Annotated in this window: 13 protein-coding genes; 10 read left to right on the top strand and 3 right to left on the bottom strand. The window is 55.0% G+C overall.

The annotated features are described in order from the left end of the window. Nucleotides 1-49: 49 nt before the first annotated feature. The 9 genes from ABDW36_RS15115 (at nt 50) to ABDW36_RS15075 (ending at nt 12,082) form a co-directional block, all read left to right on the top strand. Nucleotides 50-3,238, top strand: coding sequence for a TonB-dependent receptor (locus tag ABDW36_RS15115; RefSeq protein ID WP_343702754.1), 3,189 nt, complete (start codon nt 50-52; stop codon nt 3,236-3,238). Nucleotides 3,239-3,258: 20 nt separating this feature from the next. Beyond that, entirely contained in the window at nt 3,259-5,289 is a 2,031-nt protein-coding gene (locus ABDW36_RS15110) for a RagB/SusD family nutrient uptake outer membrane protein (RefSeq protein ID WP_343702753.1), read from the top strand. 23 nt (nt 5,290-5,312) lie between these two features. Further along, on the top strand, nt 5,313-6,233 hold the full coding sequence (locus tag ABDW36_RS15105) for a DUF5017 domain-containing protein (RefSeq protein WP_343702752.1): 921 nt from the start codon (nt 5,313-5,315) through the stop codon (nt 6,231-6,233). A gap of 2 nt (nt 6,234-6,235) precedes the next feature. Further along, nucleotides 6,236-7,471 (top strand): glycoside hydrolase family 88 protein, encoded by a 1,236-nt coding sequence (locus ABDW36_RS15100; protein WP_343702751.1) that lies wholly within the window; start codon nt 6,236-6,238, stop codon nt 7,469-7,471. 136 nt (nt 7,472-7,607) lie between these two features. Then, on the top strand, nt 7,608-8,741 hold the full coding sequence (locus ABDW36_RS15095; RefSeq protein ID WP_343702750.1) for a cellulase family glycosylhydrolase: 1,134 nt from the start codon (nt 7,608-7,610) through the stop codon (nt 8,739-8,741). A 357-nt stretch (nt 8,742-9,098) separates the two neighbouring features. Further along, nucleotides 9,099-10,034 carry a glycoside hydrolase family 43 protein gene (locus ABDW36_RS15090; RefSeq protein ID WP_343702749.1) on the top strand — a complete coding sequence of 312 codons (936 nt, stop codon included), beginning with the start codon at nt 9,099-9,101 and terminating at the stop codon, nt 10,032-10,034. Then, a complete protein-coding gene (locus tag ABDW36_RS15085; RefSeq protein WP_343702748.1) occupies nt 10,035-10,634 on the top strand; it encodes an AraC family transcriptional regulator in 600 nt (199 codons plus the stop codon). A 75-nt stretch (nt 10,635-10,709) separates the two neighbouring features. After that, nucleotides 10,710-11,066: a nuclear transport factor 2 family protein gene (locus ABDW36_RS15080; RefSeq protein ID WP_343702747.1), complete on the top strand. Its 357-nt coding sequence runs from the start codon at nt 10,710-10,712 to the stop codon at nt 11,064-11,066. 11 nt (nt 11,067-11,077) lie between these two features. After that, nucleotides 11,078-12,082, top strand: coding sequence for a DUF6528 family protein (locus tag ABDW36_RS15075; protein ID WP_343702746.1), 1,005 nt, complete (start codon nt 11,078-11,080; stop codon nt 12,080-12,082). 67 nt (nt 12,083-12,149) lie between these two features. Here the strand turns inward: ABDW36_RS15075 and ABDW36_RS15070 are convergent, their stop codons facing one another. Genes ABDW36_RS15070 through ABDW36_RS15060 form a run of 3 tightly spaced genes read right to left on the bottom strand, consistent with a single transcriptional unit; the run spans nt 12,150 to nt 14,726 of the window. Then, entirely contained in the window at nt 12,150-12,356 is a 207-nt protein-coding gene (locus ABDW36_RS15070; RefSeq protein ID WP_343702745.1) for a hypothetical protein, read from the bottom strand. Next, nucleotides 12,289-14,061: an ABC transporter ATP-binding protein gene (locus ABDW36_RS15065; RefSeq protein WP_343702744.1), complete on the bottom strand. Its 1,773-nt coding sequence runs from the start codon at nt 14,059-14,061 to the stop codon at nt 12,289-12,291. Before ABDW36_RS15065 ends, ABDW36_RS15070 begins: the two co-directional genes overlap by 68 nt. Nucleotides 14,062-14,117: 56 nt before the next feature. Continuing rightward, nucleotides 14,118-14,726, bottom strand: a complete 609-nt coding sequence (locus ABDW36_RS15060; protein WP_343702743.1) for a sigma-70 family RNA polymerase sigma factor — start codon at nt 14,724-14,726, stop codon at nt 14,118-14,120. 208 nt (nt 14,727-14,934) lie between these two features. Here ABDW36_RS15060 and ABDW36_RS15055 point away from each other — a divergent pair, with 208 nt between their 5' ends. Beyond that, nucleotides 14,935-15,933, top strand: coding sequence for a FecR domain-containing protein (locus tag ABDW36_RS15055; RefSeq protein WP_343702742.1), 999 nt, complete (start codon nt 14,935-14,937; stop codon nt 15,931-15,933). Nucleotides 15,934-15,955 lie beyond the last annotated feature (22 nt).

The raw sequence follows: 15,955 nt of genomic DNA, 5'->3' as shown, positions 1-15,955 counted from the left end.
ATTTGCCGACACGTTATTCTCATTCCACCATTCTTCCAAAATCATCAATATGCAAATGAAAAATGATGCAGAGATGTCCCGTTATGATATGAAATATGTATTGGGGACGATATGGATGCTACTCTTTCCGCTGCTGCTATCTGCCCAGAAAAAGCCGGTTACCGGCAGGGTAACAGATGAGAACGGAGCGCCGTTGCAGGGCGTTACCGTGATGATCAAAAACGACAAGACGGGTACTACCACGGGGCCGGACGGCAACTATGCCATTTCCGCCGCGCCCGGTGCTACGCTGGTATTTTCCTTTATTGGTTTTGACAAGGCAGAGGCGGCGGTAAACAGCGGCAGTGTGTACAATGTGCGGCTGAAAGAAAAGGCCGGTTCGCTGAACGATGTGGTGGTGGTAGGTTACGCCACCCAGAAGCGGAAAGACCTCACCGGCGCCGTGGGCAGCGTAAATATGAAAGACTTTGAAAAAGCGCCTGTGAAAAGTTTTGATGAAGCGCTGGCGGGCAGGGTGGCCGGCGTGGTAGTGTCCAGCAACGACGGGCAGCCCGGCTCCGTAGCCAACATCGTGATACGCGGGGCGGGCTCTATCTCGCAAGATAACTCACCGCTGTACGTGGTAGACGGTTTTCCCATGGACGATGCCAATGCCAACTCCATCAGCCCGGCAGACATTGAGTCTATAGACGTGCTGAAAGACGCCTCCGCCACGGCCACCTACGGCGCCCGCGGCTCTAACGGCGTTATTCTCATCACCACCAAAAAAGGCAAGCAGGGCCCGCCCAGGGTATCCTATAACGGGTATTACGGCTGGCAGCAGGTGCCCGCCAAGCAGGAGCTGCTGAGCCCTTATGAATTTGTACGGTACGTGGGCGAGATCAACGCCGGCATCCGTGATTCCGTGTACCTCGCAAAAGGTATTACGCTGGATGATTATAAAAGTGTGGAAGGGGTAGACATGCAAGACCATATTTACCGCACCGGCCAGAACCAGAACCACGATATTGCCGTGCGCGGCGGTAATGACAAAACAAGATATTCCCTTTCCGGCAACTTCAACAACCAGAAAGGCATCATCATCAACGGCGGCTTCAAACGCTACCAGGGCCGTTTTGCTATTGACCAGACGGTGAGCAGCAAGCTGAAGGTAGGCCTCAACGCCAACTACGCCTTTACCGAATCTTACGGCATACCGGTGTCTGCCACCAACTTCTATGCCTCTGCTACCACCCTGTACTCCGTATGGGGCTACCGGCCTACGGTGAGCCTCTCCGGGAGGGACAGCGCTGTGAACCTGGTAGACGAGTTCTATGACCCCACCAATGAGCTGGCCAATAACCAGGACTACCGGGTGAACCCGCTGCAGAACATCAAAAACCAGCTGACCTCCGCCAAAACAAATACCCTCATTGCCAACGCCTATGCGGAGTACGCCATTACCAAAGACCTGATGCTGCGCGTGTCTGGCGGTATCAACAGCGTAACGCGGGAAACGGATATTTTCAACAACTCGCTCACACAGTCCGGCAGCAAATGGAGCTCATCCGGGGTGAACGGCAGCATTACCTTTGAGCCGTCTTCCACCTGGCGCAGCGAGAACATGCTGACGTACCGGAAAAAATTTGGCAAAGATCATAACCTGACGGCGCTGGGCGTATTTGAAGCGCAAGGCTACAAGTTCTCTTACCGGCGGTTGTCTGCCACGCAGATACCCAATGAAACGCTGGGGCTGGACGGTATTGACCTGGCGCCCGCGGCCAACACCACCCTCACTTCCCGCAGTACGCGGTGGACGATGGCCTCCCTGCTGGCCCGCATCAACTATGATTACGCCGGCAAGTACCTGGTCACCGCCTCCCTCCGGGCAGACGGCTCTTCCCGCTTCGCCCCCGGCAACAAGTGGGGGTATTTCCCCTCTGCTTCCGTGGCCTGGCGCTTCAGCGCGGAAAACTTCATGAAGCCGCTCACTTTTGTATCAGACGCCAAGATCAGGCTGGGTTATGGCGCAGCGGGCAATAACCGCGTGGGCGATTTTGACTACCTGGCACAGCTGCAGCTCACCAGCAACCAGTACTGGTATTCGCAGGGCGGCGGGCCGCTCAACATCGGCTCCGTGATCGTTGCTTCCGCCAACCCGGATCTGCGCTGGGAAACCAATGAGCAGACCAACCTGGGTATTGACCTGGCCTTCCTCAAGAACCGCCTCAACTTTACCGCGGATATTTACCAGCGCACTACTACAGACCTGCTGCTGCGTGCTTCCCTGCCATATGCGCACGGGGTGGAAAACTCCATCGGCTACAAGAACGTAGGCAAGCTGCAGAACAGGGGCCTGGAGCTGGCGCTCTCCGGTGATGTGATAGATACCAAAAAATTCGGCTGGCGCAGCAGCTTCAACATCAGCTTCAACAAAAACAAGATACTCTCGCTCACAGAAGGGCAAACGTCCATTCTGTCAGGCTCCGGTACCTTCTTTAATACTACCTTCTCCGGCCTTTCTCCCTACATATCCGTTATTGGACGCCCCATTGGTGAAATGTACGGGCTGGTGTTTGACGGCGTGTACCAGTACGCCGACTTCGACCTGATGCCCAACGGCACCTACCAGCTGAAGCCGGAAATAACCGCCAACGGTTCCGCCCGCAACGCCATCCGCCCGGGAGACATCAAGTACAAAGACCTGAACGGTGACCTGGTGGTGAACAACCAGGATTACACTATCATCGGCGGCGGCCTGCCCAAACATACCGGCGGTTTCAGCAACGAGTTCCGCTATGGTAATTTCGACCTGAACGTATTGCTGCAATGGTCTTATGGTAACGACATCATCAATGCCAACCGTTATGTATTTGAAGGCGGCATTGTGAACAACCCGAACCTCAACCAGTTTGCCAGCTACGCCAACCGCTGGACGCCGGAGAACCCCAGCAACACCCTCTTCCGCGCAGGCGGCATGGGCAACGCGGCGTACTCTTCCCGGGTGGTGGAAGACGGCTCTTACCTGAAGCTGAGAACGGTGTCCCTGGGCTATTATGTACCCAAGGCAGCCTTGCGGCGCGCAAAAATAGACAACATGCGGTTGTACATGTCTGCACAGAACCTGTATACGTGGACGAACTATTCCGGCAAAGATCCCGAAGTGTCAGGCCGCAACGGCAACCTGACGCCCGGCTTTGATTATGCCGTATACCCGCATTCACTCACCTATGTAGTAGGGCTGAACGTAACCTTCTGATCAACGAAAAATCTTTGCATATGAAACGCATTTGTATCATCGCATGTGTGGCTATAGCAGGGCTCAGTTCCTGTAAAAAATTCCTTGACACCAAACCGACAGACTTCTATACACCGGATAATTATTACACCTCCGAAGCACAGCTGCAGCAGGCGCTGAACGGCGTGTACGGAGACCTGATGCGCCCTGAGCTGTATGCACAGGTGATGGGCTTCAACTTTGTGTCTACCACAGACGAAGTAATGTCTAACCGCACGGCAGACGGCGACGCGCGCGGCCTGCGCTACAACTACGACGCCTCGCTGGTGCACATCGGCAACATCTGGAAGTTTGCCTACATCGGCATTGCCAACCTCAACCAGCTGCTGGCCAATATTGACAAGCCTGAAATGGACGAAGGCCGCCGCAACATCATCAAAGGCCAGGCGCTGTTTCTCCGTGGTTTCCTGTACTTCACGCTGGCCAGCAATTATGGAGACGTGCCGCTGGTGCTGAGAAACCTGGCCATCAGCGAAGTGAATATGCCCGCCACCTCCCAGAAGGGCGTGTACGAGCAGGTGGAAAAAGACATGAAAGAAGCCGAAACCCTGCTGGCCGGTTATACCTCCAACAAACTGGGGTATAACGATGTGGTGACCCTCACGGCCGTGCAGGCCATGCTGGCGCGCGTGTACCTGTACTGGGCCGGTTATCCGCAGAACGATGCGTCCAAATATGCGGACGTGATCACCTATACGGACAAAGTGATCAATTCAGGCCTGCATGCGCTCAACCCTGATTACCGGCAGGTGTTCATCAACCTCAGCAAAGACCAGTACGACGTGAAAGAGATCATCTGGGAGCTGGGCTCTTCCGGGGCGGCGGCAGGCGTAGTGAACAAACCGGGGAACGACATCGGCAACTTTGTGGGCATACAGAGCAACCTGACGGCGGCAGATACCAGCTCCTACAATTCCGCAGCCTGGGTATGGGTTACCCGCAAATTGTTTGACGCTTACGAGGTAGATGCGGCCAGCACTGCTACGCCCTTCAAATCTTCGCTGGACGTGCGCCGTGACTGGAACTGCGCCAACTACATCTACTCCGGCACGCCCCGCGTGAAAGTGGCCCGCAACAACGTATGGCAGATGTGTGCCGGCAAATTCAGGAGAGAATATTGCCCCGCGGCTATCCGCAACACCAACGGCGTAGGTGGCACCTATAACATCAACTGGCCGGTGATCCGCTATTCAGACGTGCTGCTGATGAGAGCGGAAGCGGAAAATCATGTGAACGGCCCCGGCAACGCCTATACGTACATTAACCAGGTTAGAAAAAGGGCATACGGCATACAGGCCGGCAACGTGGTGAAATCCGTTACCGTCAGCAACGGCGGCTCCGGTTATACCGTTGCGCCAGCCGTTACCATTTCCGGCGGGGGCGGCAATGGCGCCACGGCCACCGCAGTGGTATCTGGCGGCAAGGTAACCGGTATCTACCTGAGCAGCCCCGGCGCCTTAACAACGGGCAGCTATTATTCATCCGCCCCTGTGGTAGTGATCGGCACTGCCTGGGTGCCCGGCGCTACTTACGCCGCCGGCGTGCAGATCACCAACGGCGGCAGGCTGTATACCGTTACTGCCGCCGGTACGGCCACCAACACGCCGCCCACGCATACTTCCGGCGCTTCTGACGCCGCGGTAACGGGCGCAGTGTTTACCTATGCCGGCACTGCCGCTACGGCCACAGCTGCCATTACCAACGGTACAGAATCTGACCTTACGCCCGGCCTGGGCCGCGAGGAGTTTCAGCTGGCCCTCCGTGACGAGCGGATGCGGGAGCTGTGCTTTGAAGCAGTGCGGAAAGCAGACCTCATCCGCTGGGGCAACTTTGTGGGAGACATGCAGACCTTTGCCGCCTGGGCCACCTCCAACGGCGCCAGCGTAACCGCTACCGGCAATGTAAACGGCCTGCAGGGCCTGCGCAACGTGTCTGACCGCCACGTGCTGCTGCCCAAACCTACATATGAACTCAACCTGAATCACGACCTGGTGCAGAACCCCGGCTGGTAATGCACTCCCAAAAAAACATGCACATGAAACGTTCAATATGCATCATATCCGCAGGCCTCTCCCTCTTGGCCGCCGCCTGCAACAAAGAGATGAATGTGGAGGCGCCTTCGTTCTCCGTCAACATTGACCCCTCAAGGCTGGTGGCAGATACTTTTACCTACAGGGTAGGAGATACCACGCGCTTCATCTTCTCCGGCAATGCGGACAATATTGCTTTTTACTCCGGGGAAGCCGGTAAACAATATGCCAACCGGCAGGTTGATTACCGGCTGGGGAAAGTAACGCTCTCTTTTTCTTCCAAGGCCGAATTCGGTACTCAGACCAACACCCTCACAGTGTTCGCCACCAACAAGCTGGCCGCGTTTGACTCCACTTCTATTGTGGATGCCGCCTGGACAGACATTACCTCCCGCTTGAAACTGGCTACCAACGCCACCGTAGTAGCTTCCGGCAATGCAGACCTTACAGACCTCCTGAGCAATGAAAGAGATTCCCTCTTTATTGCCTTCAAATACAGCGGTGTAACGGGCAGCACCCAACGTACCTGGACTATCACCAATTATTTTGTGAATAACGAAGTGAACGGCGATATCTACACGGCGGCAGCCCTGGCCACGGACGTGAATTTCTGGACACGCCTGGGCAATGTGAAAACTCCCGCCAACGCTATATGGGCTGCCACTTCCTCAGACCTGAAAATAACAGGCGGCGCGGCGGCGGCTCCTGCCAACACCAGTTGGGCGGTAAGCAAACCGATCTACGCCGGCCGCATTCCGCCTGCTGTGAGCACACCCGTCAAGAGCATTGTAGACCCTGCTAAAACAGAATACGCATATAGTTACGCCAACGCTGGGATTTATAAAGCAACTTTTGTAGCTTTCAACCACACGCTTGACGATGAGAAGAGCGTTGTAAAAGAATTAATCATTAAAGTGATACCATAGTTATGAGAACGGTACTTTATTCCATTGTGCTGATCGGCCTTTTCGCTTTCACTACAGACAAAAGGGAAAACGGCTTTGTCAACAGCAATTTTTCCTTTGTGCAGCAGCAGCTGAAACACATGCTGAAAGAAACGGCAACGCGCAACAGCCTGGCTTTCCCCCGCACTACAGACGCCTCCGGGAAAATGACCACCACCAGCATGTACGACTGGACGCCCGGTTTTTTCCCCGGCAGCCTCTGGTACACCTTCGAACACACCAAAGACGAGTCTATCAAGGAACAGGCCATTGCCTGGACGGAGAAGCTGGAGCCGCTGAAAGATTTCACCAAGCACCACGACCTGGGTTTTATGGTGTACTGCAGCTACGGCAACGCCTACCGCCTCACCGGCAACAAGGCCTACAGGGACATCCTCATCCAGTCTGCCCGCTCCCTCAGCACCCGCTTCAGCCCCGTTACCGGCAGCATCAAGTCATGGAACGGGTTCAAAAGCTGGCATGGCAACAAAACCTACCACTACCCGGTGATCATAGACAATATGATGAACCTGGAGCTGCTGTTCTTCGCCGCCCGTGAAACCGGCGATACCAGCTTCCGGCACGTTGCCGTTACCCATGCGGAAAATACCATGAAGAACCAGATACGCCCGGACGGCAGCTCTTACCACGTAGTGTGTTACGACTCCACCACCGGCAGGGTAGAGGGCCGCGAAACCGCGCAGGGTTATGCAGACAACTCCACCTGGTCTCGCGGGCAGGCATGGGGCATTTATGGCTTCACCATGGTTTACCGCGAAACAAAAGACCCGCGTTTCCTGGCCACCGCAGAGCGTATGGCAGACTTTTACCTCAACCACAAGAACCTGCCGGCAGATAAAATTCCTTACTGGGATTTTAACGCAGGAGAAGCCGGTTATACCCCCGGCGTCAACTCCAACGCGCTCAATGTGCAAACCAAATACCGGGACGCTTCCGCCGCCGCCATCACCGCATCCGCCCTGTTTGAGCTGAGCGGCTACGTGAAAGGCAAGGAAGACAAATACCGCAAGGCCGCCGTACAAATGCTGAAGAGCCTGGCCAGCCCGGCCTACCGCGCACCGGAAGGCGGTAACGGCAACTTTGTGATCATGCATTGTGTAGGCAGCATTCCCCATAAGAGCGAAATAGACAAGCCGCTGGTATATGCAGACTACTATTTTGCAGAAGCGCTGCAGCGTTACGGCGCTTCCCTGAAATAAGATTTTTAAGCAGGCATAGAAAAACACAGGGGCGTTCCGGCAGGAGCGCCCCTTTTCTTTGAGGCTTGTATAAGCAGGGATATATTGCTATCTTGGGCACCGTGTCCACGTCGTTTTTATCATTTAAAAGGAAATTATGTACAGGAAATTCCTCGTAGCACTCTCTGCCGCGGCCGTTCTGAGCTGCGGACAACCTCAACAGAAACAGGAAAAAGAAACAGCAGCAACCGGCGTTTGGGACGCAGCCAAAGCCAATGAATGGTATGGCAAGCAAGGCTGGCTGGTAGGCGCCAACTACATTACCGGCTCCGCCATCAACCAGCTGGAAATGTGGCAGGCCGAAACTTTCGACACCGCCTCCATTGACCGTGAGCTGGCCCTGGCCGCCGGCATTGGCATGAACACCATGCGCGTGTTCCTGCATGACCTGCTCTATGAACAAGATCCGCAGGGCTTGTTTGACCGCATGGAAACGTTCCTCCAGATTGCGGACAAACACAAGGTCCGCATCATGTTCGTGCTTTTTGACTCCGTATGGGACCCCTTCCCCGCACTGGGCAAACAGCGCGATCCCAAACCGCATGTGCACAACTCCGGCTGGGTGCAAAGCCCCGGTATCAAAGTGTTGCAAGACAGCACGCAGTACCCCCGCCTGGAAAAGTACGTAACAGAAACCGTGAAGAAATTCGCCAACGATAAAAGGGTGATCTGCTGGGACGTATGGAACGAGCCGGACAACCCGAACGTAAGCGCCTACGGTACCGTAGAGCTGAAAAACAAGGTAGACTACGTGCTGCCCCTGCTCAAAAAGACATTTGCATGGGCGCGCGCGGCAGCGCCTGAGCAACCGCTTACCAGCGGCGTATGGAGCGGCAACTGGGCCGCGGATTCTACGCTCAAGCCTATTGAAAAGGTGATGATAGAAGAATCTGACGTGATCTCTTTCCACTCCTATGATGACAGCACCGATGTAGAAAAACGCATTGCGCAGCTGCAACGCTACGGCAAGCCGCTGATCTGTACAGAGTACATGGCCCGCCCGCGCAACAGCACCTTTGAAAGCATCATGCCCATCTTCAAAAAGCATCATGTAGGCGCCTATAACTGGGGCTTCATAGAAGGCAAGTCTCAAACCAACTACCCCTGGGACACCTGGACCAAACAATACACCGCAGAGCCGGATGTATGGTTCCATGATATTTTCCGCAAGAACGGCGAACCTTACCGCCAGCAGGAAGTAGATTTCATTAAACAGATCACGAAACAATAGTGACGAGGGGCTGCTTCTGAAGCAGCCCCTTTTTTAACGCCATATTGACCGCCTGCCGGAAAACGCCCGTTCCGGGGGGGATTTGCCCGCCGGAAATACCCTTTTCCTTCGGTCATCCTTCGGTGATCCTTCGGTCAACCTTCGGTTAAACACCCTCAAACCCGTACCAGCACCGAACACCACCGAAGGATCACCGAAGGATGGCAGCAGGATGTCAGTAGGGTGGCCGTATGAAGGATTCTTCCTGAAGGAGTTATATATTAGTTGTGTCACATTTGCCCCCGCAATTTCAAAAAACGGGGGTCATATAGAGATTTTAAAGTATTTGAAGCCGGGCAGCCGGCATTGATTTGCACCATGAAAACGATCATTCTTTTTTGCGGCCTCTTTTGCCTGCTGATGCAGCCCGGGGCCCATGCGCAGGATTCCGGCGCCATATACCAGGCAGACCCTGCCATTTTCCAGCATAAAGGCACGTATTACCTGTATGGAACGGAAACCGTGAAGACCGGCTTCCAGGTATACACCTCCAAAGACCTGCGGCACTGGCAGCTGTCTGAACAAAATAACGGCTACGCCCTCCATGAAGGCGACGCCTTTGGCACAGACGGATTCTGGGCGCCCCAGGTGTTTTTGTATAAAGACACGTTCTACATGGCTTACGTAGCCAATGAGAAGATCGCCATTGCCACCAGCGCCAGTCCGCTGGGGCCTTTCAAACAGGTGGTGAAGCAGCCGCTGGCCGCGCCGGTAAGGCAGATAGACCCCTTTGTGTTCATAGATACGGACGGGAAGAAATACCTGTACCACGTGCGTGTCAAGGACGGCAACCGGATCTTTGTAGCGGAGATGACGGACGATATGTCTGCCATCAAACCCGCCACCCTGCAGGAATGCATTGCCGCTACAGAACCCTGGGAAAATACGGCGAACGCCAAATGGCCGGTGGCAGAAGGCCCCTCCGTATTCAAACACAAGGGCCTCTATTACCTGGTGTATACCGCCAACGACTTCCGCAACCCGGACTATGCCGTAGGGTACGCCACCAGCAAAAGCCCCCTGGGCCCCTGGAAGAAACACAGCGGCAACCCCATTCTCAACAAAACCATGGTAGGGCATAACGGCACCGGCCATGGCGATTTTTTCAGGGATACGCGCAAAGGGCTGCAGTATGTGTTCCACACCCATTTTTCGCCCACCAGAACAGGCCCGCGGAGAACGGCGGTGATAAAGGCTTCATTGGGAAATACACTTACCTTTGATGCCGGCAGTTTTCATTTCCTGTCAAAATAGATGATCGTTCCATTCAAAAACTTCAACCGGGAAAAAGCGGCCGTGCGGCTGCTGTATGCAGACGGTGCGGTGAACATTGCGCATTGCCGCTACCCGCGGCCGTCTGAAGATGCGTTCTTTATGCCGCATGCTGCCCTCACCTACGTGAAACAAGGCAGAAAGGTGGTGTTCTTCAACGGCTGCAAGCACGAAATGAAAGCCGGGGATGCATTGTTCATTCCGGGGAACACGATTCTTTATTCGGACATACTGGTAAAGCAGGAAGATTTCATCAGCGTGAACATGACCATTGAGGACGGGAATGCAACGGACGGCATATTGCAGCCGGTAGCCTGCCGTGTAACAGACCGTTTACCGCTGGAAGAGCTGGCCCGCGGGCAGCATATGAGCCTGAGCACCTTCAAACGCCGCTTCCGCCAGCATACCGGCGCCAGCCCGGGGCAGTGGCTCATAGAAAAGCGGCTGGAACGCGCGCGTTACCTGCTGGTACATAAGCAGTTGCCGGTTACGGCGGCCTGCTTCGAGAGCGGTTTTGAAGACCTGTCTTATTTCATCCGCCGGTACCGGCGGCAGTTTGGGCGTACGCCGGGGAGTGAGTGACCCTGTCCGGAAAATGACCTTTTTGTCCTATCCCCGTAACGGCATCACCCGCTAATTTTGTCATTAAAAAAGACAATGATCACACGTCAGCAGGCTTTAGATTTTGCGCATGAATGGGTGGCCGCCTGGAACAGCCACAACCTGGAGCGCGTACTGTCTCATTACACAGATGATTTTGAAATGAGCAGCCCTTTTATTGTAGCCATGGGCATTGACCCTTCCGGTACGCTGAAGGGGAAGAACAATGTGCGTGACTACTGGAGCAAGGCCATGGAAAAGTACCCCGATCTTTCTTTCGGGCTGATAGAAGTGCTGTCTTGCGTGAACACCGTTATCATTTATTACACCAGCATAGCGGGCAAAAAGGCGGCGGAGTTTTTTGTGTTCAATGAGGAAGGGAAGGTGTATAAGGCCATGGGGCATTATGATTAAAACCTCCACATATGAAACCACTATTTGTAGCAGCATCCTTACTGCTGGCACTCGCTTGCAAACGAGACAGCACTGCCCCTGAAAGGCTCCCCGTTCCTGACACCAAATCCGCCGTAACCGCGGAAGCAGCCACCCCGCGGGAAATCATCATCTGCGATCAGAAGAATGCCCGCATTATTATGGTAGACGTGGCCAACGGCAACGCCATTACCTGGGAATGGAAGGCCAACGCTTCTTACGCCATGATACGCTCCGGCGCGCAGGGCTGGTTTTCCAACCTGAGCGAGGCCAAGCTGGTGTACAACGGCAAGTACGTACTGGCCACTGCATCCGGCGGGGGCGTGGCGCTCATCAACGTATCTACCAAAAAGGCCATCTGGTATGATTATGCCGGCGGCAACACCCACTCCGCGGAGCTGCTGCCCAACGGCAACGTGGTAACGGCTTCCACCACCGGCGGTTACCTGCTCATTTTTACCGTAGACTCTTACATCAATGACGAGTCTGCCCAGGGTGGCAAAGTGCTTTTTGAGGATGTGCACAACGTGGTGTGGGACAATGCCCGCAAGGTGTTGTATGCCGCGGGCAAAGACAAGCTGAAGGTATTCACGTACAACAACAGCTGCGCTTCGCCCAAGCTCACGCTGAAAAGCACCTACACCATGCCGCAGGGCAATGCGCATGACCTGTTTCCCGTCTATGGCAGCACTACAGACCTCTGGCTTACCAATTCCGGGCATATCTACAAGTTTAACGTCGCCACCGGCGCGTTTACGCTGGTCAAAACGCTGAGCGCCGTAAAATCCGTTACCTCCGGCCCTTCAGGCTACCCCACCATACTGGCGCGGGCTACCGGAGCGGGTGGCGAAACGTGGAGAACAGACCAGATCATAGATATCAACGGGGCATTGGTATACAAGAACACGGCGCTGGGCCTGTACAAAGCGCGCTGGAAGCTGGTGAACACGTTCAGCTATCCGGCTGGGGACAGTTTTCATGAATGTACGCATCCCTGAGCGGGATGAGATTTATAGACACCGGGAGAGCGGCTTTGCTGTTCTCCCGGTATTTTTTCAGCCAGTATCAGAAAGACAGTTTCCCCACCTTGTCCGCATACGGCAGGTAAACAGGCAAGGCCGCAGAGCCGTACCACTCGTACATTTCCGCATCCAGCAGGCCGCTTCGGACCGCCGGGTCTGTCTGTAGCAGGGCGCGGGCTTCGTCAAGCGTTTTGGCGTTGAGGATGAAGATGCTCCCGCCGTTCTCCCACCTGCTGGCGCCACATGGCATAGTATAAGCCTTTCTGCTGCAGCAGCTCGTCATGAGAGCCCGTTTCCGCAATTTTCCCCTTCTCCAGCACGTATATCACGTCTGCATGCATGATGGTGGAGAGGCGGTGGGCAATCAGGATCGTCATTTGCCCGCGGGCGGCGGAAATGTCCCTGATGGTGCGGGTGATGTCTTCTTCCGTGAGGGAGTCCAGCGCGGAGGTGGCCTCATCGAAAATAAGCAGCCGCGGCTGGCGCAGCAGCGCGCGGGCAATGGAGATCCTTTGTTTTTCCCCGCCGGAGAGTTTCATGCCGCTTTCGCCCAGCACGGTGTTAACGCCATGCTGCGCACGGGCAATGAGGGCGGAGGCGGACGCTTTGCGCAGCGCTTCATCTATGTCCGCGTCCGTGGCGGCCGGGTTCACGAACAGCATGTTCTGTTTGATGGTGCCGGCGTACAGCTGCGTATCCTGCGTTACAAAACCGATCTGCCGCCGCAGCGGGTTGTAGCGGATGGTGGTGGAGCTGGCGTCGTTAAAATAAATAGCGCCCTCTACCGGTTCGTACAAGCCCACCAGCAATTTCACCAGGGTAGATTTGCCGGAGCCGGAGGGGCCTACGAAAGCAATGGTCTGCCCTTTTTCCACGGAAAAAGAGATGCCGTCTATGGCATTGTAGCCGGCGGTTTTGTGGCGGAACACCACTTCTTCAAAACGCAGGCTTTCCAGCGGGCCTATTTCTACCGGGTTTTCAGGGCGTTGTTCGATGGGCTTCTGCATCAGCCGGTCAAAGTTCTTGATGGAGGCGTCTACTTCGCGGTATTGCAATATCATGTTGCCGAGGTCTTGCAGCGGCACAAAAATAGCGGTGGATATGAACTGCATGGCAATCAGCTCTCCCGTGCTGAGCACCTGCCTGAAAATGAGCCAGAGCAGGATGAAGAGAATGGACTGCTTCAGCAGGTTCAGGGTGGCGCCCTGCAGGAAAGACAAGGTGCTTACCTTTTTCGCCTTGTACATTTCCAGCTCGAATATTTCCTGCGTTTGTTTATTGAGCCGCCTTATTTCCGGGAAGGTAAGGCCCAGGCTTTTCACCAGTTCAATATTGCGCAGGCTTTCCGTGATCACGCCGGCCTGCGCGTTTGTTTGCTGGTTGATGCTGCGCTGTACCGTTTTTATCCTGCGTGAGAGCAGGCCGGTGAGGGAGCCCAGCACCACCACGCCCACAAAGAACACCGGTATCAGCAACCAGTTCTTGTTGATGCTGTACCACAGCAAAAAGCCGGTGCCCACCAGGGAAGAGAACAGTACGTTGATGAAGGAATTGACAAAACGTTCCGCATCTGTCTTTACCTTTTGCAGTACGGAGAGGGTGGTGCCGCTGCGGTTTTCTTCAAACTCCTGGAAGGAGAGGCGCAGCGTTTGTTTCAGCCCGTCGTTAAATATCTGCATGCCGAACCGTGCAACTGTTTTGCGGGTGATGTATTCCTGCCAGGCTTTAAGGGCGCGGGAGAGGAGGGCTACGCCCACGGCAATGCCCAGCCAGTACAGCACGCTTTGCACCAGCTCTTTTTCAGACAGGCCTTGCGGGTTGGAGGCGTAATCGTCTACAATTTTCCCGAAAATGAGCGGGTCTACCAGGTTGAGCAGTTGCGCGGCGCCGGCCAGCAGCAAGGCGTAGATAACAAGGTGCCGGTGCGGCCGCAGGTACTTCCATAGTGTCTTCATACCGTGTTGATGTGAGGTTGTTTCCGTATTACGAATATACTGATTTGTGTGGCGGTTCAATGCATGGTCGGCGCCCGCAGGCTTCCCAGCAAAGACAGCAGCACGGCGGCAGACACCTGCATGATGTCACGCAGGCTTTGCAGGGCGCGTGCGCTGAGCTTGTACACGCCTTTCACCGTAATGCCCATGATGTCTGCAATGCTTTCATAATCCAGCTCCTCAAAATACCGGAGGTAGATCACTTCCTTCTGCCGCGCGTTGAGCTGGTGGAGGGCGCGAAGCAGTTGCTGCTGCTTTTCGTGCAGCTGTTCCCGTTTGATGTAGGCAGATTCAGCGGAGAAATGGGCCCTGAAATCGTGCGTTTCCTGGTCAAAGGCTACTACCTGCACCTTGCCGGTGCGCAGCTTGTTGTACACCGCGCCGCGGAGGGATACCAGCAGGTATGGCCGGATGTTCACCGCTGCGCTCAGCGTAGCGCGGTTAGTCCATAGTTTGATGAAAAGCTCCTGTATCACCTCCTGGATGAGGTCATTATTGTAGTGCAGCCGCATGCCATACTCGTACAACCGGTCAAAATACCGGTGGTATACTGCGTTGAAGGCCGCTTCATTCCCGTTCCTGAGCGCCTCCCAAAGCTCCGTATCGGTGGTGGTAGATAGATTCATGGCAGGTTGCGCGCTAAAAATACTTTTTCCTCCCCAAAATAAGATATGATAATTTTTGATGCATGTAACTATGGTTGAATCAGCAGTTCTATAGATAAACTTTAAAAAAGTATAAAATAATTGAAGAAAAGTGGGGTGTTTTGCGGGTCCTTTGTGTTCTGTATGAAAGCAACCGCACCCGTGGCGGCAGCAATGTGGACTTAAAACTGTGGAGAAAGATTATAGATTATTCGAGAAAGAAGACTTCCTGGAAGACGCGTTTTTCCTGGAATGGGTGAAGTACGGCACTCCGGCGGCAACGGCTTTCTGGGAGGCCTACCGGCAGTCTGCGCCCGCCAACCTGCCGGCGCTGGAAGAGGCGGTGATACATATGCAGGCCATACTGAGCCTGGAGCGGATCATTCCCCCCGCAGGAGCAAAAGAAGCCGTGCTCGAAAGGGTGCATGAGGCAATGAGCGCCACACCGGTGGTGCGCATCCGCCGCCCGTGGAAGCGCTGGCTGGCCGCCGCGGTGGTGCTGCCTTTGCTGGCCGCCGCAGCCTGGTACCTGCTGAAACCGGCGGGAGAAAAACAGGTAACCAGCGGGTACGGTGAAACGGTACGGCTCACCCTGCCGGATTCTTCACAGGTAGTGCTGAACGCCAATTCCGAACTGACTTACGGGAAGTGGAATAACGAGGCCCGCGAAGTATGGCTGAAAGGCGAAGCCCTGTTTACCGTAAAGCCCGCTGCGGGCACCTTTTCCGTACATGCGGGGGAAGTGCGGGTAGACGTATTGGGCACCGTGTTCAACGTAAAACAGCGCCGCGGCGCCACGCAGGTATACCTGGTGAGCGGCAAGGTGAAAGTGACGGCAGACGGCCGTGCGCAGGTATTGCAGCCGGGTACGCTCTGGCGGTATGACAGCGCCCGCGCCGTACCGCATACCGCCACCACCAGCAGCGCGGCCGTACTGGCCTGGACCAGGCAGCGCATGGAACTGTCTAACGCCACCATCAAGGAAATTACCGACCAGCTTCGGGACATATACGGGTATCACGTGGTCCTGGAAGATTCATCCATAGCCAACCGCAGTATTGACGGCACACTCCACCTGGACGACGTGAACAGCCTGTTGTTTGAGCTTTCTGTTATCCTGAACGCAAAAATTGAGACCAACCGCGACACGCTGATTTTCCATAGCAGTGAACGGCGGCGTGTGCAATAAACAAACAAAAACCAAGATCCGA

The sequence above is a fragment of the Chitinophaga sp. genome (assembly GCF_039596455.1).
Classification (GTDB): domain Bacteria; phylum Bacteroidota; class Bacteroidia; order Chitinophagales; family Chitinophagaceae; genus Chitinophaga.
This window is presented reverse-complemented; position numbering and strand designations above follow the sequence as displayed.

Bases quoted from the DNA above. Each gene is read 5' to 3' on its own strand.
- ABDW36_RS15115 (WP_343702754.1), top strand. From the start codon at position 50: ATGCAAATGAAAAATGATGCAGAGATGTCCCGTTATGATATGAAATAT.
- ABDW36_RS15110 (WP_343702753.1), top strand. From the start codon at position 3,259: ATGAAACGCATTTGTATCATCGCATGTGTGGCTATAGCAGGGCTCAGT.
- ABDW36_RS15105 (WP_343702752.1), top strand. From the start codon at position 5,313: ATGAAACGTTCAATATGCATCATATCCGCAGGCCTCTCCCTCTTGGCC.
- ABDW36_RS15100 (WP_343702751.1), top strand. From the start codon at position 6,236: ATGAGAACGGTACTTTATTCCATTGTGCTGATCGGCCTTTTCGCTTTC.
- ABDW36_RS15095 (WP_343702750.1), top strand. From the start codon at position 7,608: ATGTACAGGAAATTCCTCGTAGCACTCTCTGCCGCGGCCGTTCTGAGC.
- ABDW36_RS15090 (WP_343702749.1), top strand. From the start codon at position 9,099: ATGAAAACGATCATTCTTTTTTGCGGCCTCTTTTGCCTGCTGATGCAG.
- ABDW36_RS15085 (WP_343702748.1), top strand. From the start codon at position 10,035: ATGATCGTTCCATTCAAAAACTTCAACCGGGAAAAAGCGGCCGTGCGG.
- ABDW36_RS15080 (WP_343702747.1), top strand. From the start codon at position 10,710: ATGATCACACGTCAGCAGGCTTTAGATTTTGCGCATGAATGGGTGGCC.
- ABDW36_RS15075 (WP_343702746.1), top strand. From the start codon at position 11,078: ATGAAACCACTATTTGTAGCAGCATCCTTACTGCTGGCACTCGCTTGC.
- ABDW36_RS15070 (WP_343702745.1), bottom strand. From the start codon at position 12,356: ATGCCATGTGGCGCCAGCAGGTGGGAGAACGGCGGGAGCATCTTCATC.
- ABDW36_RS15065 (WP_343702744.1), bottom strand. From the start codon at position 14,061: ATGAAGACACTATGGAAGTACCTGCGGCCGCACCGGCACCTTGTTATC.
- ABDW36_RS15060 (WP_343702743.1), bottom strand. From the start codon at position 14,726: ATGAATCTATCTACCACCACCGATACGGAGCTTTGGGAGGCGCTCAGG.